This window comes from Mycobacterium sp. (assembly GCF_032161845.1).
Classification (GTDB): Bacteria; Actinomycetota; Actinomycetes; order Mycobacteriales; family Mycobacteriaceae; genus Mycobacterium.
Genome location: NZ_JAVRQA010000530.1, coordinates 1 through 19,424, shown reverse-complemented (window position 1 = coordinate 19,424; position 19,424 = coordinate 1). Strand labels below are relative to the sequence as shown.

The window sequence follows — 19,424 nt, the reverse complement described above, 5'->3', positions numbered from 1 at the left end:
CATCCCAAACGCGCGGACGTCGTCGATCTTGAACCGCTCCATGATGATGCCCTTGGCGTGGCCGAGGCGATCGCGCGTGGACAGCGCCGACTGCAGCTGTTCACCTTGGCGACTGGCCAGGATCGCCGCCGCTGCGTGCGCCGCGAGGACCATGCCGATGGACTCCGCTTCGCTGTCCCAGAGCTTGGGCTCGAACCCGAATAGGTTTAGAGCGCCCGCGGTGCGCTCTGCGGTGTACAGCTTGAACGACAGCGCGCTGAGCACGCCGAGCTTCACGACCTCTGGCGCGTAGTTCGGGAATCGCGGTTCGTTGCGGAAGTCGTCGGTGCGGACGACGATCTCGTCCAGCGCCGCCTCGACGCACGGCCCCTCGCCATGCCGCATCTGCAGCTCGTCGAGCTTGAACATCAAATCATTCGTCGGAGCAAGGGTTTCGAAACTGTTGGCCTTGCCGACGAGCAGCACGCCTGCGAGGTCGACGCCAGGAATCAATTCCTTTGCGGTCGAGGTGACGTCGACGAGCACGTCGTCGACCTTCCGCAACGCGGTCACCCGCGCCAACTCCGCCATGCGGACGGCGAGGTCGTGGTTCTGCAGCTTCATGTCAGCATCTTGCCCCCTATGTTCCCCCCGAAGCACGTTTGTAGCACCGGAGGTTGGGAAAGCCCGCATGTAGGTGAGCTCGTGTGTCGACACCCGAGCACACCCAGATCCCGCCGGTTTAGAAACGAGCCGGCGGGATCGCTCCGTTCCAGGGGGCCAAACACCTCGGGTCACTCTGTTAGTTGTAGTACCGTCCCCAGGCATGAGCGGTTCGAATGTGTGGCTCCTCGGCGGCTACCAGAGCGACTTCGCCCGCAATCTCAGCCGTGAGGGCATCGACTTCGCCGGCCTCACCACCGAGGTCGTGACGTCGACACTGCAGGCCGCCAAGATCGACGCGGCCGCCATCGGCGTCGTCCACGTCGGCAACGCCTTCGGCGAGATGTTCGCCGCTCAGGGCCACCTGGGCGCCATGCCCGCCACCGTCGTCGACGACCTCTGGGACACCCCCGCATCGCGCCACGAAGCGGCCTGCGCCTCTGGCAGCATCGCCGTCCTCGCGGCCATCGCCGACCTCCGATCCGGTGCCTACGAGACAGCGCTCGTCGTCGGCATCGAACTGGAGAAGACCGTGCCGGGCGACACCGCCGCGCAGCACCTCGGGGCCGCCGCGTGGACCGGCCAAGAGGGCCAGGACGCCAAGTTCATGTGGCCATACATGTTCTCCCAGGTCGCCGACGAGTACGACCGCCGCTACGGCATCGACGAAAGCCACCTGCGAGCGATCGCGACGGTCAACTTCACCAATGCGCGCCGCAACCCGAATGCACAGACCCGCGACTGGACGGTGCCCGACCTGATCGCCGGTGACTCGCTCGAGGATCAGGTCAATCCCATCGTCGAGGGACGGCTCCGCCGCTTCGACTGCAGCCAGATGACCGACGGCGGTTCGGGCGTCGTGCTCGCCACCGACAACTATCTGCGCGACCACCCCGACGCGAGACCGCTGGCCCGCATCGAGGGCTGGGGCCACCGCACCGTCGGGCTCGGCATGCGGCAGAAACTCGACCGTTCGGCCGATGATGCCTACGTCATGCCACACGTGCGCGGGGCGGTTCTCGACGCGTTCGACCGTGCCCGGATTGAATTGGACGACCTCGACGGAATCGAGGTGCACGACTGCTTCACCCCCAGCGAATACCTCGCCATCGACCACATCGGGCTGACGGGCCCCGGCGAATCCTGGAAGGCCATCGAGAACGGCGAGATCGAGATCGGCGGACGCCTGCCCATCAACCCCAGCGGCGGGTTGATCGGCGGCGGCCATCCCGTCGGGGCGTCCGGGGTACGGATGCTCGTCGACGCCACCAAACAGGTCAGCGGGACCGCAGGGGCCTATCAGGTCGAGGGCGCAAGGACTTTCGGCACGCTGAACTTCGGTGGCAGCACCGCCACCACTGTCAGTTTCGTCGTCGGCTCGGTCAAGGAGTAGTTGATGGATGTTGAGATGGTCGGCAAGTTCCTTTCGACGCTGCCGGACGACGACGACCACCCATATCGCACCGGACCGTGGCGACCGCAGGCATGCGAGTGGAACGCCGACGACCTCACCGTCGTCGAAGGGGAATTGCCGCGCGACCTCGACGGCGTCTACCTGCGCAACACCGAGAACCCGCTGCACCCCGCCATGAAGGCGTACCACCCCTTCGACGGCGACGGCATGATGCACATCGTCGGGTTCCGCGACGGAAAGGCGTTCTACCGCAACAGGTTCGTCCGTACCGACGGGTTCGGTGAAGAGAACGACGCAGGCGGACCGCTGTGGCCGGGACTCGCCGAGCCGGTCGGCCTGGCGAAGCGCGCTTACGGCTGGGGCGCAAGGACGTTGATGAAGGACGCGTCGAGCACCGACGTGACCGTGCACCGTGGCACCGCGTTGACCAGTTTCTACCAGTGCGGCGACCTGTACCGTGTCGACCCGTTCAGCGGAGACACCCTCGGCAAGCAGCAGTGGAACGGCGCCTTTCCGTCCGACTGGGGAGTGTCCGCGCACCCGAAGGTCGACGACAAGACCGGCGAACTGCTGTTCTTCAACTACTCCAAGCAGGACCCGTTCATGCACTACGGCGTCGTGGACGGCAACAACGAACTCGTCCACTACGTCGACGTGCCGCTACCTGGGCCACGGTTGCCCCACGACATGGCGTTCACCGAGAACTACGCCATTCTCAACGACTTTCCGCTGTTCTGGGAGCCCGAATACCTGGAGCGCAATGCCCACGTCGCGCGCTTCCACCGTGACATGCCGTCGCGATTCGCCGTCATCCCCCGGCGCGGTCAGACCGCACAGATCCAGTGGTTCGAGGCCAACCCGACCTACGTCCTGCACTTCACCAACGCCTACGAGGATGGCGACGAGATCGTGCTCGACGGCTTCTACCAAGGCGATCCGGAGCCGGCGGACAACGGCCTTGGCGACAAGTGGCAGCGCGCATTCCGCTTCCTCGCCCTCGACCGCATGCAGGCGCGTCTGCATCGCTGGCGATTCAACCTCGTCACCGGCGGCGTCCGTGAAGAGCAGCTCTCCGACACCATCACCGAGTTCGGCATGATCAACCCCGGCCATGCGGGTGCCAACTATCGCTACACCTATGCCGCGACGGGCAAGCCGGGGTGGTTCTTGTTCGACGGCTTGGTCAAGCACGACCTGCAGACCGGTACCGAGGAGCACTTCGCCTTCGACGACGGGGTCTACGGCAGCGAGACGGCCATGGCGCCGCGGGTGGGAAGTACCGCCGAGGACGACGGCTATCTGGTCACCATCACCACCGACATGAACGCCGACGCGTCCTTCTGCCTGGTGTTCGACGCCACCAGGGTCGGCGACGGCCCGGTATGCAAACTGGCTCTGCCGGAACGGGTCTCCAGCGGAACGCATTCGACGTGGGCCGCGGGATCGGAGCTGCGCCGCTGGCGGCAGACTGACACTGCCGCCGAGGCGATCGGTCTGTAATTGGGCCGGCCGGAGGAAGTCAACGCCGTTGGCCGCATGCTTGGCGTCCTTGGCGACGAGTGGACGCTGCTGATCGCTCAGCAGGCGCTTCTCGGTGTCACCCGCTACGGCGAGTTCGCTGCGCGCCTACCGATCTCGCATGCGGTACTCACGCGACGGCTGTCGGCGATGACCGACGACGGCCTGCTGGCCCGCAGCATCTATCAGGACAGGCCGCCGCGCTACGAGTACGTCCTGACGCCACGGGGGCGTTCACTGTGGCCCGTGCTGACGGCGATCTGGGAATGGGAGCGAAGCTGGGTGCCCGACCACGCCGAGCGCCTACCCACCATGCACCACCTCGGCTGCGACGCGGATTTCGCACCCCTGGTCACGTGTCGGGCGTGCACACAGGTGGTGACGGAGAAGGAGCTGAGCGTCGGGTGGGGCCCCAGCGGGTCGTGGCCGCGCTCCATGCCGGTCGAGTCGACGCGCCGCAGATCGGCGTCCGACACGCAGCCGGGGCGGGCGGGGCTGTTTCCCGAGACCATGAGCATCCTCGGAAACCGCTGGGCCTTCGCGCTTCTCGTCGCGGCCTTCGTCGGCACCACCCGATTCAACGACTTCGCCGCACAGCTCGGCGCCCCACCGGGCTCCCTGGCCGACCGGCTGCAGATCCTCACCACGGGTGGCGTCCTCGAGGCGAGCGGCGGCCGCTACCTGCTCACCGAGAAGGGGCGAGCCGTGTTCGGAGTCCTGATCACCGCGCTGCAGTGGGCCCAGCGCTGGTTCGCCGCGCCAGAGGGTCCAGCCGTGCTGCTCCGGCACGCCATGTGCGGCAACGCCTTCGATGCCACGCTCATCTGCGATCAGTGCGCCGCGCCGTTGCGCGGCGCCGACGTGGAAGAGAGACGGTGAGCACCGCAGCTTCCACTCGGGCGGTGAAAAAAAGTGCTGGCACTCTCCCCCGTCGAGTGCTAATTTCGGACTTGCACAGTGATTGGCTGCCCGCCGAGGTGGCGGGCTCGAAGAGTCGACAAGGGAGGTGGATTACTGTGCTTCGTTTTGATCCGTTCGGTGACCTCGATTCGATGACCCGCAGTCTGCTGAGCAACCAGACTGGATCGAACCGCAGCCCTCGGTTCATGCCGATGGACCTGTGCAAGATCGACGACAATTACCTACTGACCGCCGATCTGCCCGGCGTCGATCCCGGCTCGGTGGACATCGACGTCGACGGTGGCACGCTGACGATCTCGGCGCACCGAAGTGCGCGCAGTGAGGATTCGGTCCAGTGGCTGACCAACGAGCGATTCTTCGGAACGTACCGCAGACAACTCTCGTTGGGCGACGGCATCGACGCGTCGGCGATCAGCGCGACCTACGAGAACGGCGTGCTCACCGTGGTGATTCCGCTCGCGGAGCGGGCCAAGCCGCGGAAGGTCCAGATTGCCCACGGCGGCGCGAAGACGCCCATCTCGCCAACCACCGTCGACAGCGGCTAGCGTCCGACGTCGTGGCCGGTGACGGCGCCGCGTGGCGTCGTCACCGGTCTAGCCGGAACCGCAGGTTGTTGCGCACCGACGGCCACTCGGTGTCGAGGATCGAGTAGACGACGGTGTCGCGGCGCGACCCGTCGGGCAGTATCTGGTGACTCCGCAGTATCCCGTCGCGCTTGGCGCCCAATCGCTCGATCGCGGCACGGCTGGTGGAGTTGAAGAAGTGAGTGCGGAATTCGACTGCCACACAGTTCAACTCGTCGAAGGCGTGGCCAAGCAGCAGCAGCTTGCATTCGGTGTTGACGCCGGACCTCCGCACCGACTGGCGGTACCAGGTGTAGCCGATCTCGAGCCGGCGGTTGGGCGGGTCTACGTTGCAGTAGCTCGAGGAACCGATCACCTCACCGTCGCGTCCGCGAACGACGAACGTCAGCCCGGTGTCCGGGTGCTGCACCGAAAGCCGGCCGTCGACCCACTCCTGTGTCGTCTCGGGTGTTGGCGCGCTGGTGAACCACAGCGGCCGGACGTCCATGGCGGCCGCGGCGATCTCCGGCGTGTGCTCGGGGGTCAGCGGTTCGAGCGAGACCCAACGCTCCCCCGTCAGCGCGACGGGTTCGATGAAGCCGGTCATCGGCGGCCACCAAGCTCCGACCACGCCGCCACCATGGCGAACACCGAAAGTACAGCGGCAACCACGACGGCCCCCCCTCCGACGTAGAGCCCGTAGCCAGCGGCCACCGGGTTTGCCACGTACAGCCGGTAGTACCACAGCACCAGCACCGCTAGTAGCACCGAAATGCCAAGGGCCGCAGTAGAAGCGATCTTGGCATACAGGCTCCGCGCCGCCATCGCCGCAGCCACGATCAATGTCGAGCTCAAAACGACGATCAACTGCCCGACGCCGAACCCGTTGGGTGGCACGTCGATCACGCCGAACTTCCCGCCGATGGCATTTGCCCGTCCACCCCCGCCTGCGCTGGTCACCAGCCAGGGCAACCACGCGCTGACCAGGAGCACCGCCGAGCAGAGCACGACGAACCATCCCGGACGCAGGCGAGCCATGCGATGAGGGTATCGGGTCTACCGGCCGCCCCGACGTAGGCTGCACACATGACGGAGCTCCCCGACTGGGCCCGGAAACTCGATCTGGCGCCACACCCCGAAGGGGGCTGGTACCGGGAGACGTGGCGCAGCGCGTTGACCTTGGGACAACCCGCGCTCCCGCCCGACTACACGGGACCCCGCAGTGCGGGCACGGCGATTCTGTTCCTTCTGATGCCAGGTCAGCAATCGGCCTGGCACACCGTGCGCAGCGCCGAACTGTGGCTCCATCACCGGGGCAGCCCACTCCTGCTCGAGGTCGGAGCCGAAAAGGACCGCGCCGTAACCCATCTGCTCGGCAGTGACGTCACCGCAGGCGAAGAGCCGCAGTTCGTCGTGCCACCTGGGCATTGGCAGCGAGCTACCCCGCGTGACGCCGACCCGACGCTAGTGAGCTGCGTCGTCGTGCCCGGCTTCGACTTCGCCGACTTCGCCCTTGGCGCGCCTACCGGCTGAGCAGCTGCACCGCCGCCGACACCAGCGCAGCATTGTCGGGGGTGACGGTTCCGTCCGGCAGCTTCAAGGTGTCCTCCATGCCGATGCGCGTCTGGGTGCCACACACGCCCGCGTGTTCGAGTAGCGGCCAACAACTTTCGTCGAGACCGTGCAACAGCACCGGCGCCGGTGAGCCCGCCGCAGCGATCCTCGCGAGCATGGCGTCCGCCACGGCAACGTCCTCGTGCGCCTGCAACTCGATCATCACCCGCATGCAGTGCTTGGCCATCTTCGAATCAGCCCACGCCGCCGCTGCCTCGAGGTGGAACAACCCCACCTCGACGCCGAGCCCCTTACCGAGCAGGACGTCCGCAAGTTCCGGTGAGCCGGGCTCGTGCCAGTTCAGCGAGGCGAAGTCGGGCAGCACGGTCCAGCCCTCCACTGCCCGGCGCCGCGCGTCGGGATCGGGCAGCGCCCAGAACCCCGTGGTCACCCCGAGCGGCAAGCCGGGGACGGCGGCCCGAACGGCGGACACCGCCGCGGCGACGACGTCGGGTTCAAGCGAGTCCTTTCCGTCCGGCGTCTTCGGGTGCATGTGGACGGCCTGGGCGCCGGCCTGGTGTGCGGCGGCCGCCGCGGCGGCCAACTCATCGGGGGTGACGGGCAGATTGGGGTGCTGATCGGGGGTGCGGGCACCGTTGATGCACGCCTTGACGTAGATCTTCGCGGTAGGCATGCCTCTATCTTCACCCGTCGCCACCGAGGTTTCCGAAGTAGCGTCTGCGGAATGGAGGGGCACATCATCGTCTGCGGGGATGATCCGCTGGCGCTGCGGATCATCGAGGAGCTCCGGAGCGCGGGCCGGGAGATCGCGATCGTCGACTCGTCCGACGGTCTACGCGATGCGGGCATCGCGGGCGCGGTGGCATTGATCTGCGCCGATGACGACGATGCGCTCAACCTCGAAGTCGCCCTGCTGGCAAGGGAATTCAATCCGGCCGTGCGCGTAGTTGCCCGGTTGGCCAACGGCGTCCTGCGCGAAGCAGTCGCGATCGGCAACGGTCCAGGCGCCATTCTGGACGTCGCGGACCTGGCGGCGTCGTCCGTGGTCGAGGCCTGCCTGTCGCGCACGACGCATTCGATCGCCGTCGCCGGGGTGGAGTTCGTCGTCTCTGGCACGGATGCCCCGCGGGACGCTTCGCTGCGGGAGATCTTCGGCGATCTGGCTCCCGTTGCCGTCCTGCGTGGCGACGATTCCCCCGATCCGGGTGTCGTGGTGCCGTGCCCGGGCCGCGACGAGCGCGTTCGGCCCGGTGATTGGACGGCCATGATCGGGACGGCTGAGGACCTCGCCGCGCAAGGAATCGCCGTGGCCGCGCCCCCGACGGCAGCCATCGGCCGTCGACGGACGCCGTTCAAGCGCATCGGCGACGCCATACGGGCCTTCCGCGACGACGTGAACCCGAATTTCTTCAAGGCGCTGGCCGCGTCGATGACCCTGCTGCTGTCCGCCACCGTGCTGTTGCGCTTCGCCTACCACCGGCCCGGCATGAGCTTCGTCGACGCGCTCTACTTCTCCACCGAGACGATCGCCACCGTGGGCTACGGCGACTTCAGCTTCGTCGACCAACCGACCTGGCTGCGGCTGTTCGGCATCCTGCTGATGTTCGCGGGCGTGACGACGACGGCCCTGCTGATGGCGTTCGTCGCCGACCTCCTGTTGTCACGGCGCATCGCGCAGAACGCCGGTAAGCGCAAGGTCCGCGAGCTCAGCGACCACATCGTCGTGGTGGGCCTCGGCTCGTTCGGGATTCGCGTGGTGGCCGATCTCAAGGCCGCCGGCCACGACGTGGTGGTCATCGAGCGCAACCCCACCAACCGCTATCTGTCCTCGGCCGCCCAACTCGACGTGCCGGTGATCTTCGGCGACGCCACACTGCCCCAGACACTGGAGTCGGCCCGCATCGACGACGCGGTGGCGGTGGCGGTTCTCACGCAGGACGACATGGTCAACATCGAGACCGGCATCGTGCTGCGCGAGCGGCTGGGTGAGCGGTGGCTGCGGTCCGCGGACAAGCCGGGTGTTCCGGTGGTGCTGCGGGTCTACGACCGCACCTTGGGGGCCGCCGTCGCCCAGCGCTTCGGCTTCGAGAACGTGCGCTCGACGGTCGAGCTCGCGGCGCCGTGGTTCATCGGGATCGCCATGGGGTTGGAGGTGCTCGGCACGTTCTCGGTCGGGCAGCAGTCGTTCATGGTCGGCGGCGTCGAGGTGGAGCCCGGTAGCGAGCTCGACGGCCTCCGGATGGCCGAGATGTCCACTCAGACACGGGTGATCGCGATCGCCCGTGGGCCGGGTGAGGTCCAACTGCATCCCCGCCGCGACACCCAGATGTTCGCAGGCGACACCGCATACCTGGTCGGTCCGCACCGCGAGCTCCTGGACACGCTGCACAAGGGGCAGCGCAACGTCACCGCCGCTCGCTAGCGCCCGGTCACGGCTTGCGGGCCAGGATCTGGTCGACGCCCATCCGGCCCTGCTCGAACGCCAACCCGCCGCCGACGAGGTAGAGCCGCCACACTCTGGCGACCTCCTCGCCCTGCAGTGCGACGAACTCGTCGTAGAAGGTCTCGAACGTCTCGAGCCAGTGTTCGACGGTCTTCACGTAGTGCTCGCGCATCGCTTCGACGTCGCGGACCTCGAAGCCCGCATTCTCCAGGTGGCGGACCGTCTGCCACAGCGGCCGCATGTGCATGTCGGGGGCGATGTAGGACTCGATGAAGGGGCCGCCGCCCGGCGCCGTGCCCTCGCGTCGCGACATCTGCTGCAGCAGAAGGCTACTGCCCGACTTGAGCGCCCCAAGCATCGTCGAGACATAGGTGGGATAGTTGCCCTCGCCAACGTGCTCGCCCATCTCGATCGAGCTCACCGCATCGAATGTTGCTGGCTCGTCCGATAATTCGCGATAGTCCTGAAGGCGCACCTCGACCAGACTGCCGAGCCCCTGCTGGGTGACGCGCTCGGCGATGAAGTCGCGCTGCTCGGCCGACAGCGTGATGCCGGTGGCGTGGACGCCGAAGTTGCGGGCGGCGTGCAGGATCATCGACCCCCACCCACACCCGACGTCGAGTAGTCGCTGACCCTCCTTCAATTCCAGCTTGCGACAAATCAGGTCGAGCTTGGCGGTCTGCGCATCGTGCAGGCTCTGCCCGTCGTGCGCGTAGTACGCCGACGAGTACGCCATGTGCTCGTCGAGCAGCAACTCGTAGAAGTCGTTGGACAGGTCGTAGTGATGGGCGATCGCGGCACGGTCGCGACCGCGGGTGTGCAGCCGACCCGCCAGCCGCGCCTCGGACACCGGAGGCTTCGGGGGCAGCCCGAGCGCCCCGAGCCGGGCGGCGGCAAACCCCGCGCCGACCTTGTCCCGCAACGGAATCGACGTGCGGCGTTTGGTCGACATCGCCCAGGCGCGACGAAAGCCGTCGGCCATGTCGCCGTCGACGTCGACGTCACCGGTGACGTAGGCCCGTGCCAGCCCCATCTCGCCAGGCGCCCACAACAACCTGCGCAGGGCCCGGCGATTCTTGATGACCAGCACCGGGCCGTCGGCCGGACCTGCCTCGGTACCGTCCCACGCCCGGATGCGAACGGGCAGTTCGATTCCCGCGCCGTCGCGAACCAACTCGGCGAACCTTCGGGCGACGGTCACGCGAAGACCGTCTTGAACTTCTCCAAGGATTGGCGGATGTCGCCCTTGAGCGCGCCTGCGACGATCATTCCGATCGGCCCGAACAGCGCAGGCCCGCCAAGGTGGACGTCGAAGGTCACCGTGGATCCGGTCGGGTCCTCCTCGGCGGGCTTGATCTTGCCGATCAGCTTGATCTTGACGCCACCCTTGCCGTCACCGTTGAGGGTCATGCTCTCGGGCGGCTTGAAGTTGACGATCGTCCAATGAACCAGATTCAGCATGCCCTTGACCTCGACGACGGACACCAGCTTCGTGCCCTTCTCCAGGGTTTCGGGCGGCGTGCTGCGCCACACCCGGTGGATCGTCAGCCACTCCTTATAACGCGACAGGTCCGAGGCCGCCGCCCATGCCTTCTCCGGTGACAGTGGCACGTCGACGGAGACCGACAGCTTGGCCACCTTCTACGAGGTCGGCGGCGGTCCGGACGGCGCGGCGGGCGGTGCCGCGGGCGGCTGCTGCCCGGGTGCTGCACCGTTGTCCCTGGCGGCCTTCTTCGCCGCCTCCTGCACCTTGTCGACGGTGCCCTTGTACTTGTCGCTCGTCTTCTTGTCGACGGCATCGCCGACCTTCTCGATGGCCATGTCGACCTTGTCGGCGTTCTTCGACGCCAGGTCCTTCACCTTGTCCAAGAATCCCATGACCCCACCTTAATCACCCGAAGAGCTAGTCCGACCGCCAGAGGCGACGTGACTCCCCCAAAATCCGCCCCTGCACCCACCAGACGATCTCGATCAGCACGGCCGCCACGAAACCGATGGCCAGGGCGGTCGACGTCGTCGCCACGTCGGAGGGATCGAGCATGAAGGCCTTCCTCGCCAGCGGAAGCGCGAAGATCACCACGTAGGCCAGCGCAGAGATGCCGACCAGTCCGATCCGCCACCACTCGTACGGGCGAGCGACGACGGCGAGCACCCAAAGCGCGCTCACCAACAGCGTGATCAAGGCTGCCGTGGATGCCTGCATCTGTTCCGTGGCAGTCGAAGCCCGGCCCTCATAGGCGAGCAGGTAGCTGGCGAACGTCGAAGCGCCGACGATCAGCCCGCTGGGCAGGGCCGAGGTCATCACGCGTCGGACGAAGCCCGTGTGCGCACGTTCGCGGTTGGGTGCCAGCGACAGCACGAACGCTGGGATGCCGATGGTGAACCACGCCGCGATCGTGACGTGGATGGGCTGGAACGGAAACAGCAACGGATCGGTACCGAAGATCTTGGCCGACAGGCCGGCCAGCCCCACCAGCACAGCCAGCAGTACCGAGTACACGGTCTTGGTAAGGAATAGATTGGAGACGCGTTCGATGTTGCCGATCACCCGTCTGCCCTCGCCGACGACATACGGCAGGGTCGCGAACTTGTTGTCCAGCAATACGATCTGCGCGACTGCACGCGAGGCGGAACTACCAGAACCCATCGCGACCCCGATGTCGGCGTCCTTGAGCGCGAGCACGTCGTTGACGCCGTCGCCCGTCATCGCCACGGTGTGGCCCCTGGACTGCAGGGCGTGCACCATCGCCCGCTTCTGATCCGGCCGCACCCGGCCGAACGTCGTGTACTCGGCCAGGATGTCCGCAAGCGCCTCGGGGTCATCGGGCAGCTCTCTGGCGTCCATCGTCTCGCCGTGCAAACCGAGGCTGCCCGCCACCGCGCCGACGGAGACGGCGTTGTCGCCGGAGATGACCTTCACCGTAACCTTTTGCGCAGCAAAGTAATCTAGGGTCTCGCGGGCATCGGGGCGCACCCGTTGTTCGAGCACGACCAGCGCCACCGGGGTGACTTCGCCAGGCGCGCCGGGCGCGTCGACGGACCCGTCCGACGAGCCGAGGAGCAGCACTCGAAGACCCTTCGCGCCGATCCGTTCGGCCGCTGCGGCGTCGGGTGAAGCCGGATCGAGCAGCACGTCGGGTGCGCCGATCACCCAGTTGCCATGTTCGCCATAGGAAGTGCCGCTCCACTTGGTCGCCGACTTGAACGGCGCGCTGGCGGTGGCCGTCCAGCCAGGCGGCTTGCCGTAGGCCTCGGCGATGGCCTGCATGCTGGCGTTCGGACGGTCGTCGTCGGCAGCAAGCGATGCCAGGGGGTCCGCGCAGTCGTCCCGGGTGAACGTCTTGAGATCGCTGAGCCGCATCCCGCTCTCCGTGAGTGTCCCCGTCTTGTCGGCGCACACCACGTCCACCCGGGCCAGGCCCTCGATGGCGGGCAGTTCCTGCACCAGACACTGGCGTCGGCCCAGGCGGACCACCCCGACGGCGAACGCGATCGACGTCATCAGGACCAGACCTTCTGGCACCATTGGCACCAGCGCACCGACCATGCGCAACACCGACTCTCGCCAGCCGGCATCGGTGGTGAACAGCTGCGTGTAGATGGTCAGGAGCCCGGCGGGAATCAACAGGTAGGTGATTACCCGCAGGATCGTGTTGATGCCACTGCGCAACTCAGACTTCACCAGCGTGAACTTGCTGGCCTCCTCGGCGAGCTTGGCGGCGTACGCCTCGCGGCCGACCCTCGTCGCCCGGTACGCCCCGCTTCCCGCCACCACGAAGCTGCCCGACTTCACCTCGTCGCCGACGTCCCTGCCCATCGGATCGGCTTCGCCGGTCAGCAGCGATTCGTCGACTTCCAGATTCGCGTCTTCGAGCACCACGCCGTCGACCACGATCTGATCGCCCGGCCCGAGCTCGATGACGTCGTCGAGCACCACCTCGCTCGGCGACCGAGGGCCCGTCCCAGACTGCCTGCGCACCAGCGGTTTCGCCTGCCCGACGATGGCCAGCTTGTCCAGCGTCTGCTTGGCCCGCAGTTCCTGAATGATGCCGATCGCGCTGTTGGCGACGATGAGAATGCCGAACAGCCCGTTGATGACCGATCCGGTGGACAGCACGATGATGAGCAACACGCCGAGGATCGCGTTGATCCGGGTGAAGACGTTGGCGCGGACGATCTCGCCGACGCTGCGCGCCGCTCGCGCGGGGACGTCGTTGGTGTTGCCATCGGCGACGCGTTGCGCCACGTCGGCGTCGGAGAGGCCGACGGCGAGTGCGCTACTCATCGGGTGAAGGTGCCCGTCCCGTTCACGTCGTAGTACTCGAGGACCAGCTTGTTCCCGTCGAACGTCGCCTTCGAGATGCTGCCCGGCGGTGAGTTCTCGGTGACGAAGCTGACGCTGAACACGTTCCCGTCCCAATGTTCAAGCGGGAAGACGAGTTTGGGCCCGATGGCCACTTGAAGTCCGTCGCCCTGCTGCGTCACGCGCGCGGGGCCCCAGAAGGAGTTTTCGTACTGCCCGACGTAGGCGGCCAACGGCTTCGCTGGCGCCGGGTTCGTCGGCGGCTGCTGACCGACGAGTGAGCCGGTCGGCTGATCCATCTGCACGAAGGCCGCGTTGTACAGCTTGAACCAGTCCTCGCGCACCACGCCGAACTGCACCAGGTCGGCGAATTCGGCGGTGAGCGTCTCGGGCACGCCTGCGGGAGTTGCATTGGTGAGCGCGATGATGGCGACGTCCGCCGACGGCAGTATCACGAAGTTCGTCCCGGCACCAAGCTGGAACGCGCCAGAGTGGCTGAGTTGCGTGCGGGCATCCGACGTCGTGCCGACGTTGAACCCGTAGCCGTAGAAGCCGGACCTCGTCGATGGGTCCGTCGCGCGATCCGACACGCTCTGCGGGGTGATCGCGGGCAGCAGCGCCTTCGGGTCGACGACCGTCTTGCCGTCATAGGTGCCGTTGGCCAGCATCATCGTCAGCCAGTGCGTCATGTCGTCGACCGAACTGCTGACCCCACCCGCGGGGGCTTCGGGCTGGGGGTCGCGAACGTACTTGGGCTGGTAGCCCCCATCGACGCGGACGTGTCCGACGGCGCGATCGGGCCTGGCCACGAACTCGTCGAAACGCGAGCTAGTCGACGTCATGCCCAGCGGCTTGTAGAGCACGTCCTGGCTGAGGTCCTCCCAGGACTTGCCGGCTCCGACGGCGACGGCCTCGGCACCCGCAGTCAGCCCGAAGTTGGTGTAGGCGTATGAGATTCGGAACGGATCGAGTGGGTAGTCGCGCAATCGCTGCAGCACCGTGCGCCGGTCGTAGCCCATGTCCTCGAGGAGGTCGCCCGCGTGGTCCGGCAGGCCGGACCGATGCGAGTACATGTCGCCGACGGTGACGAGCTTGGTGATGGTCGGGTCGGACAGAGCGAACCACGGCAGCTTCTCGACGATCGGCGTGTTCCAACTGATCGCGTTCTGCCCCACCTGGTGTGCGACGACGGTGGCGCCAAGGGATTTCGATACCGATGCCAGCTGGAATACCGTGTCGGGATCGACCTTGTTCCCTTCGGCATCGCCCTTGGTGGTGTCCTTGACCCCGAAACCCTTGGCGTAGACCGTCTTTCCACCGTGCACCACCGCGACGGCCATGCCGGGGATACCCGACTTCTTCATCAGGTCGTCGACGAGGCCGTCGAGTTTGCCTACCGCGTTCTCGACGGCGTCCGCAGGCAGCGGCTGCGCCGCTTCCTCTTGGGGCGCAACGTCGGACGTGGCGGAACCATTGGGCGGTGGCGCCGAGGTGAAATCACAGCCCGCCAGCAACGTGACGGCAACGACGAAGCAGATCAGCGGCCGGAACGAAGGCGAGAAGCTCACACCAGCACGCTAGCCGGTCACGTCCTCCACCACGGGTCTATCGGTGCTGCCAGATGTTCGATGCGTTGGCCGGGTTTGGGGGTGGCCACCCGGACTCCGTCGCTCTCGGCGGCGATCAGCAGCCGCTCGACGGGTTCGGACCACGGATGCGGCGCCAGTCGGAACGTCGCCCAGTGGATCGGCACCAGGAGTCCGCCGTCGGTGACGTCTCGGTGCGCGCGGACGGCGTCCTCCGGATTCATGTGGATGTCGGGCCAACCGGGGTGGTAGGCGCCGACGGGCATGAGCGTCAGATCGAATGGACCGTATTCGGAGCCGATGTCCGCAAAGCTCTTGGTGTAACCCGTGTCGCCGCCGAAGAACGCGCGGTGGCGCGGTCCGATGATCGCCCAAGAGGACCACAGCGTGACGTTGCGCGTCAGGAAGCGGCCGGAGAAGTGCCGCGCGGGGGTGCAGACCAACTCGAGCTCGCCGAGGTGCGCGCTCTGGTTCCAATCGAGCTCGACGATGCGTTCGTCGGGGATGTGCCACGCGCGCAGATGGGCGCCGATGCCGAGCGGGACGAAGAACTTCGCCCGCTGAGTGAGCGCGAGCTGTCTGATGGTGTCGACGTCGAGGTGGTCGTAGTGGTCGTGACTGATGATCACGGCGTCGATGGCGGGCAGCGCCTCGAGTTCGGCAGGGACCGCGTGTAGCCGCTGCGGACCGACGGCGCGCGACGGTGAGCAACGATCGCTCCACACCGGATCGGCAAGGATGCGGTACCCGTCCACCTCGATGATCGCCGACGAGTGGCCGTACCACGTGACCGCTAGGTCTCCAGCCACCACGCTCGGGTCGGGCGTGACCAGCGGGACGGGCGTGGGTGGATGCTGGTGCGAGCTGCCGCCGATGACCTCGCGGACGAGCATGAACTGCTCCTGGCGAGTGAGGCTGGCCTCGGAGGCTGGTTCGAGGTTGGCGAAGACGCCGTCGTGATAGTTCGGCGAGCCCTTGGTGGTGCCGTCGATGTCGACCGGCGACGCACCCAACGCCTCTGGCGCACCCTGCAGCGCCCGCAAGGCCCAGCCGCCACCGACGACCGCGGCGGTGCCGCCGATCAGCCGCGCCGCCCGCCAGAACACTAGGCGCCCTGGAACTTGGCAGGCCGCTTCTCGATGCGCGCGACCTGTGCCTCGATGACGTCCTGACTGGACCAGGCCTTATCGAAGAGCTCCTGGTGGGCGGGCCACGGATCTTCGTAGGCGCCGTCGTCGTTCAAAACGCGCTTGGCGTGCTGGATCGCCAGTGGAGCGAACCCGGCGAGCTCGGCGGCCCAGGCCTGCGCGTCGGCCAGCGTGCCGAGCCGGTTGGCCATGCCCGTCTGCAGCGCGGCGTCCGCGGTGAGCCGCTCCGCGGCCATCAGCATGCCCCTGGCCCGACCCGCACCGACCAGCGACGTGAGCCGACGAATGCTCCAGTTATCAAGTGCCAGACCGTATTTCGCAACAGGGAACTGGAAGTATGCGTCGGGCGCAACGACGCGCAGGTCGCAGATCATCGACAGGATCACACCCGCGCCGATCGCCGGTCCGTTGATCGCGCCGATGACGGGGATCGGCGCGGCGTCGATGGCGAGGTTCAGGGCCTTGGCCTTGTCGGGCAGCTTCTCGGCCATGCCTGCCGCGTCGGTGAGGTCAGCGCCCGAGCTGAACACGTTGCCAGCGCCGGTCAGGACGATCGCGCGGACGTCCTCGGAGGCGGCGTGCTCGATCGCCTCTCGCAAACCGTCGACCAGTTCGACGTTCAATGCGTTGCGGCGTTCGGCCCGCTGCATCTCCAAAGTCAATACGTAGCCGTCGCGCGTAACTCCAATCATGGTTAGAGCGTAACGATGCGCCGGATAGCCTTGGCGGGTGAGCCGGATCGGCGCCATTGCGCTACGGGATGCCGTCCTCGACGAGGGGTCGTTCATCAGCTGGGACCAGGCCCCCGTCGACGTCGCCGCCGACGCGCAGTACCGCCGCGAACTGGCACAGGCGAGGGCCGCCACCGGGCTCGACGAATCCGTCCTGACCGGCGAGGGAACCGTTTGCGGGCGCCGGGTGGCGGTGGTCGCGAGCGAGTTCGACTTCCTCGCGGGATCGATCGGCGTTGCTGCTGCCGAGCGGATCACCGCGGCGGTGGAGCGGGCGACGGCCGAGCGGCTTCCACTGGTGGCGTCACCGAGCTCGGGTGGTACTCGAATGCAGGAGGGCACGGTCGCCTTCCTGCAGATGGTCAAGATTGCCGCCGCCGTCGAACTGCATAAGCAGGAGCACCTCCCCTACCTGGTGTACCTCCGGCATCCGACGACGGGCGGGGTGTTCGCGTCGTGGGGCTCACTCGGCCACGTGACTGCCGCCGAGCCGGGTGCACTGATCGGCTTCCTCGGTCCGCGGGTGTACGAGCACCTGTATGGCGAGCCGTTCCCGACGGGTATTCAGACCGCGGAGAACCTGCATCGGCACGGCGTGATCGACGGCGTCGTCCCCATCGAACTGCTCCGCTCGACGCTGGACCGCGCGCTCAAGGTGCTATCGGACCGACCCGGCTCACCACCGCAGGCACCCGCTCCGGAGCCCATCGCTGACGTGCCCGCGTGGGATTCGGTGGAGGCGTCCCGCCGCCCGGACCGCCCAGGCATCGGCTATCTGCTGAGGCACGGCACCACCGAGCGGGTGCTGTTGTCGGGGACCGGTGGCCACGGCGAGGCAGCCACGACGCTGCTGGCACTGGCGAGATTCGGTGGACAACCCGCGGTGGTGGTCGGGCAGCAGCGCGGTGTCGGCGGTGGGCTCGCAGGCCCACAGGCGCTGCGCGAGGCGCGACGCGGGATGGCGTTGGCCGCCGGGTTGCGGCTGCCGTTGGTCCTCGTCATCGACACTCCTGGCCCGGCGTTGTCGGCCGAGGCCGAAGAGGGCGGGCTGGCTAGCGAGATCGCCAGGTGTCTGGCGCAGCTCGTCACGCTGGACACCCCGACGGTGTCGGTGCTGCTCGGGCAGGGCAGCGGCGGACCTGCACTCGCCATGGTGCCCGCCGATCGCGTGCTCGCCGCCCTGCACGGCTGGCTGGCGCCGCTGCCGCCGGAGGGTGCCAGCGCAATCGTCTTCCGAGACGTCGACCACGCTCCCGAACTTGCTGCGGCACAAGGTATCCGGTCGGCGGACCTGCTGCGCAACGGAATCGTCGACGTGATCGTGCCCGAGCACACCGATGCCGCCGACACGCCATCGGACTTCACCCAACGCCTGTCGGCGACCATCGCCGCCGAACTGCACTCGCTGGGGTCCCTGACCGGCGAGGAGCGTTTGGCGGCGCGGCTACGGCACTACCGCGGCATCGGCTTGAATCGCCTCGCCCCATGACTTGAGCCGCGCGACGGTGGCATTCTGGAGAGCGTGGACTCGGTGCTGCACTTCGCCGGAAACTTCTGGTGGCTAATCTTTCCGCTCGGCGGTGTGATCGGTGGCGGCGTCAGGGCCATCGCCGCGGCCAACGAGCGGCGTGCCGAACGCCGACTGGAGCGCTACCGGATCAAGCAGCAGACCAAGATCGCGGTGGCGGAGGCGTCCGGCCGCGGCAAGGTCGACGAGGTGGCCGCGCGGCGCGAGCTCACCAAGGTCGGCGCGCAACACGACCGGGTCGACGGGCGTTGGCTCGACTACGAGATGGACGTCGCCAAGCTGCTGGACTTCCCGATGATGACCGACATGCGCCAGCCGCTCACGGTCGCCTTTCACAAGGCCCGCAGCCGCGCCGACCTACTGCGGCCGGCGACCGTGGAGGACGTGCTCGGTGATCGTGATGCGCAGCTGGACTACCGCGACGCGGTGCACGATTACGCGTCGGCGTTCGACGTGGCCGAGGCCGAGGCGATCCGCAGACGGCGCAGCGACTTCTCGCCCGAGGGGCAGGACCGGCTCGAACGTGCCCAGCATCTGCTGCGGGTGGCGTCCGATGAGGCGGCGACGCCGCACGAGCGGCAGAACGCCTACGCCAAGGCCCGTCACGAGTTGGACGGGCTGGTGGTTCTGCCCGCGGTCACTCGGGCGGCAATCGAGCGCCGGATCGCGGGCGAGATCGAGGCCTGAGTCGTCGGGGTTCCGACGCAATTAGCATGTGCCACTGACATTTTCGGTGTCTGACGGGGTGGTTGTGCACAGTCGGTAATTCATCCACAGGTTGGCTTTTCGGGGTTGTTCGATGTCGGTGTTAGCACATATGTTCGAATCGTGTTCGATCACCTGGTGGCCACCACCACCGGCACCCACGGAGCCGGCGCAGTCGACGCCTGGACCCGGGTGGAAGCCGCCGCGTGCGCCCGCCGCCTGGCCGCGATGGTCACCCTGCTCGATACCGCTCACGCCGCGTCGCACTCCGCCGACCGGGACCAATGGTGCCTGGACAACTGGGCCGCGGTCTGCGCCCACATCGGCGCCGCCGCCCGCATCACCAC

The 19,424-nt window shown here is 67.3% G+C and carries 19 protein-coding genes and 1 pseudogene; 9 read left to right on the top strand and 11 right to left on the bottom strand.

Annotated features, from left to right (window positions below; genetic code table 11):
• On the bottom strand, positions 1–603 hold a 603-nt coding region (locus tag QOD90_RS29580; RefSeq protein WP_526355828.1), incomplete at its 3' end, for an ANTAR domain-containing protein.
• Positions 604–805: 202 nt separating this feature from the next.
• On the opposite strand from QOD90_RS29580, the gene QOD90_RS29575 reads away from it, so the two are divergent.
• From QOD90_RS29575 to QOD90_RS29560, 4 genes are all read left to right on the top strand, one after another.
• Positions 806–2,035 carry an acetyl-CoA acetyltransferase gene (locus tag QOD90_RS29575; RefSeq protein WP_526355826.1) on the top strand — a complete coding sequence of 410 codons (1,230 nt, stop codon included), beginning with the start codon at positions 806–808 and terminating at the stop codon, positions 2,033–2,035.
• A 3-nt stretch (positions 2,036–2,038) separates the two neighbouring features.
• Entirely contained in the window at positions 2,039–3,556 is a 1,518-nt protein-coding gene (locus QOD90_RS29570) for a carotenoid oxygenase family protein (protein WP_526355824.1), read from the top strand.
• 36 nt (positions 3,557–3,592) lie between these two features.
• Positions 3,593–4,453: a winged helix-turn-helix transcriptional regulator gene (locus QOD90_RS29565; protein ID WP_526355830.1), complete on the top strand. Its 861-nt coding sequence runs from the start codon at positions 3,593–3,595 to the stop codon at positions 4,451–4,453.
• A gap of 137 nt (positions 4,454–4,590) precedes the next feature.
• Positions 4,591–5,040 carry an Hsp20/alpha crystallin family protein gene (locus QOD90_RS29560; RefSeq protein ID WP_526355822.1) on the top strand — a complete coding sequence of 150 codons (450 nt, stop codon included), beginning with the start codon at positions 4,591–4,593 and terminating at the stop codon, positions 5,038–5,040.
• Between the two features lie 40 nt (positions 5,041–5,080).
• On the opposite strand, the gene QOD90_RS29555 is transcribed toward QOD90_RS29560, so the two are convergent.
• Together QOD90_RS29555 and QOD90_RS29550 are read right to left on the bottom strand one after the other, a co-directional pair.
• On the bottom strand, positions 5,081–5,665 hold the full coding sequence (locus QOD90_RS29555) for a GNAT family N-acetyltransferase (protein ID WP_526355820.1): 585 nt from the start codon (positions 5,663–5,665) through the stop codon (positions 5,081–5,083).
• Complete coding sequence (locus QOD90_RS29550) at positions 5,662–6,096, bottom strand: hypothetical protein (protein ID WP_526355818.1); 435 nt, start codon at positions 6,094–6,096, stop codon at positions 5,662–5,664. Before QOD90_RS29550 ends, QOD90_RS29555 begins: the two co-directional genes overlap by 4 nt.
• Before the next feature lie 48 nt (positions 6,097–6,144).
• Between QOD90_RS29550 and QOD90_RS29545 the strand changes: the two genes are divergently transcribed.
• Positions 6,145–6,591 (top strand): cupin domain-containing protein, encoded by a 447-nt coding sequence (locus tag QOD90_RS29545; RefSeq protein ID WP_526355816.1) that lies wholly within the window; start codon positions 6,145–6,147, stop codon positions 6,589–6,591.
• On the opposite strand, the gene QOD90_RS29540 is transcribed toward QOD90_RS29545, so the two are convergent.
• The gene (locus QOD90_RS29540) at positions 6,581–7,306 is read right to left on the bottom strand and encodes a 3-keto-5-aminohexanoate cleavage protein (protein ID WP_526355814.1); all 726 of its coding nucleotides are present in this window, start codon (positions 7,304–7,306) and stop codon (positions 6,581–6,583) included. The genes QOD90_RS29545 and QOD90_RS29540 overlap by 11 nt on opposite strands.
• A gap of 51 nt (positions 7,307–7,357) precedes the next feature.
• On the opposite strand from QOD90_RS29540, the gene QOD90_RS29535 reads away from it, so the two are divergent.
• Positions 7,358–9,055, top strand: coding sequence for an NAD-binding protein (locus QOD90_RS29535; RefSeq protein ID WP_526355812.1), 1,698 nt, complete (start codon positions 7,358–7,360; stop codon positions 9,053–9,055).
• A 7-nt stretch (positions 9,056–9,062) separates the two neighbouring features.
• On the opposite strand, the gene QOD90_RS29530 is transcribed toward QOD90_RS29535, so the two are convergent.
• From QOD90_RS29530 to QOD90_RS29500, 7 genes are read right to left on the bottom strand one after another with little or no spacing between them, the layout of a single operon-like run.
• Positions 9,063–10,277 carry an SAM-dependent methyltransferase gene (locus QOD90_RS29530; RefSeq protein WP_526355810.1) on the bottom strand — a complete coding sequence of 405 codons (1,215 nt, stop codon included), beginning with the start codon at positions 10,275–10,277 and terminating at the stop codon, positions 9,063–9,065.
• On the bottom strand, positions 10,274–10,714 hold the full coding sequence (locus QOD90_RS29525; protein WP_526355808.1) for a type II toxin-antitoxin system Rv0910 family toxin: 441 nt from the start codon (positions 10,712–10,714) through the stop codon (positions 10,274–10,276). Before QOD90_RS29525 ends, QOD90_RS29530 begins: the two co-directional genes overlap by 4 nt.
• 3 nt (positions 10,715–10,717) lie before the next feature.
• The gene (locus QOD90_RS29520; RefSeq protein WP_526355806.1) at positions 10,718–10,954 is read right to left on the bottom strand and encodes an Rv0909 family putative TA system antitoxin; all 237 of its coding nucleotides are present in this window, start codon (positions 10,952–10,954) and stop codon (positions 10,718–10,720) included.
• A gap of 25 nt (positions 10,955–10,979) precedes the next feature.
• Entirely contained in the window at positions 10,980–13,361 is a 2,382-nt protein-coding gene (locus QOD90_RS29515; RefSeq protein WP_526355804.1) for an HAD-IC family P-type ATPase, read from the bottom strand.
• Positions 13,358–14,947 carry a serine hydrolase domain-containing protein gene (locus tag QOD90_RS29510; protein WP_526355802.1) on the bottom strand — a complete coding sequence of 530 codons (1,590 nt, stop codon included), beginning with the start codon at positions 14,945–14,947 and terminating at the stop codon, positions 13,358–13,360. The genes QOD90_RS29515 and QOD90_RS29510 overlap by 4 nt, the downstream gene beginning before the upstream one ends.
• A gap of 17 nt (positions 14,948–14,964) precedes the next feature.
• Complete coding sequence (locus QOD90_RS29505; protein ID WP_526355801.1) at positions 14,965–16,071, bottom strand: MBL fold metallo-hydrolase; 1,107 nt, start codon at positions 16,069–16,071, stop codon at positions 14,965–14,967.
• Positions 16,071–16,805, bottom strand: a complete 735-nt coding sequence (locus QOD90_RS29500) for an enoyl-CoA hydratase (protein ID WP_526355799.1) — start codon at positions 16,803–16,805, stop codon at positions 16,071–16,073. The genes QOD90_RS29505 and QOD90_RS29500 overlap by 1 nt, the downstream gene beginning before the upstream one ends.
• A gap of 37 nt (positions 16,806–16,842) precedes the next feature.
• Between QOD90_RS29500 and QOD90_RS29495 the strand changes: the two genes are divergently transcribed.
• The 3 genes and pseudogenes from QOD90_RS29495 to QOD90_RS29485 form a co-directional block, all read left to right on the top strand.
• Positions 16,843–18,333, top strand: a complete 1,491-nt coding sequence (locus QOD90_RS29495; protein WP_526355797.1) for a carboxyl transferase domain-containing protein — start codon at positions 16,843–16,845, stop codon at positions 18,331–18,333.
• Positions 18,334–18,366: 33 nt separating this feature from the next.
• Entirely contained in the window at positions 18,367–19,059 is a 693-nt protein-coding gene (locus tag QOD90_RS29490) for a hypothetical protein (protein WP_526355795.1), read from the top strand.
• Positions 19,060–19,200: 141 nt separating this feature from the next.
• Positions 19,201–19,424: pseudogene (locus QOD90_RS29485) on the top strand (HNH endonuclease signature motif containing protein); the annotation flags it as partial.

What these genes read in the sequence shown, in the direction of transcription:
- QOD90_RS29575 (WP_526355826.1), top strand. Translation starts at nt 806, where the DNA reads ATGAGCGGTTCGAATGTGTGGCTCCTCGGCGGCTACCAGAGCGACTTC.
- QOD90_RS29570 (WP_526355824.1), top strand. Translation starts at nt 2,039, where the DNA reads ATGGATGTTGAGATGGTCGGCAAGTTCCTTTCGACGCTGCCGGACGAC.
- QOD90_RS29565 (WP_526355830.1), top strand. Translation starts at nt 3,593, where the DNA reads ATGCTTGGCGTCCTTGGCGACGAGTGGACGCTGCTGATCGCTCAGCAG.
- QOD90_RS29555 (WP_526355820.1), bottom strand. Translation starts at nt 5,665, where the DNA reads ATGACCGGCTTCATCGAACCCGTCGCGCTGACGGGGGAGCGTTGGGTC.
- QOD90_RS29550 (WP_526355818.1), bottom strand. Translation starts at nt 6,096, where the DNA reads ATGGCTCGCCTGCGTCCGGGATGGTTCGTCGTGCTCTGCTCGGCGGTG.
- QOD90_RS29545 (WP_526355816.1), top strand. Translation starts at nt 6,145, where the DNA reads ATGACGGAGCTCCCCGACTGGGCCCGGAAACTCGATCTGGCGCCACAC.
- QOD90_RS29540 (WP_526355814.1), bottom strand. Translation starts at nt 7,306, where the DNA reads ATGCCTACCGCGAAGATCTACGTCAAGGCGTGCATCAACGGTGCCCGC.
- QOD90_RS29535 (WP_526355812.1), top strand. Translation starts at nt 7,358, where the DNA reads ATGGAGGGGCACATCATCGTCTGCGGGGATGATCCGCTGGCGCTGCGG.
- QOD90_RS29520 (WP_526355806.1), bottom strand. Translation starts at nt 10,954, where the DNA reads ATGGGATTCTTGGACAAGGTGAAGGACCTGGCGTCGAAGAACGCCGAC.
- QOD90_RS29515 (WP_526355804.1), bottom strand. Translation starts at nt 13,361, where the DNA reads ATGAGTAGCGCACTCGCCGTCGGCCTCTCCGACGCCGACGTGGCGCAA.
- QOD90_RS29500 (WP_526355799.1), bottom strand. Translation starts at nt 16,805, where the DNA reads ATGATTGGAGTTACGCGCGACGGCTACGTATTGACTTTGGAGATGCAG.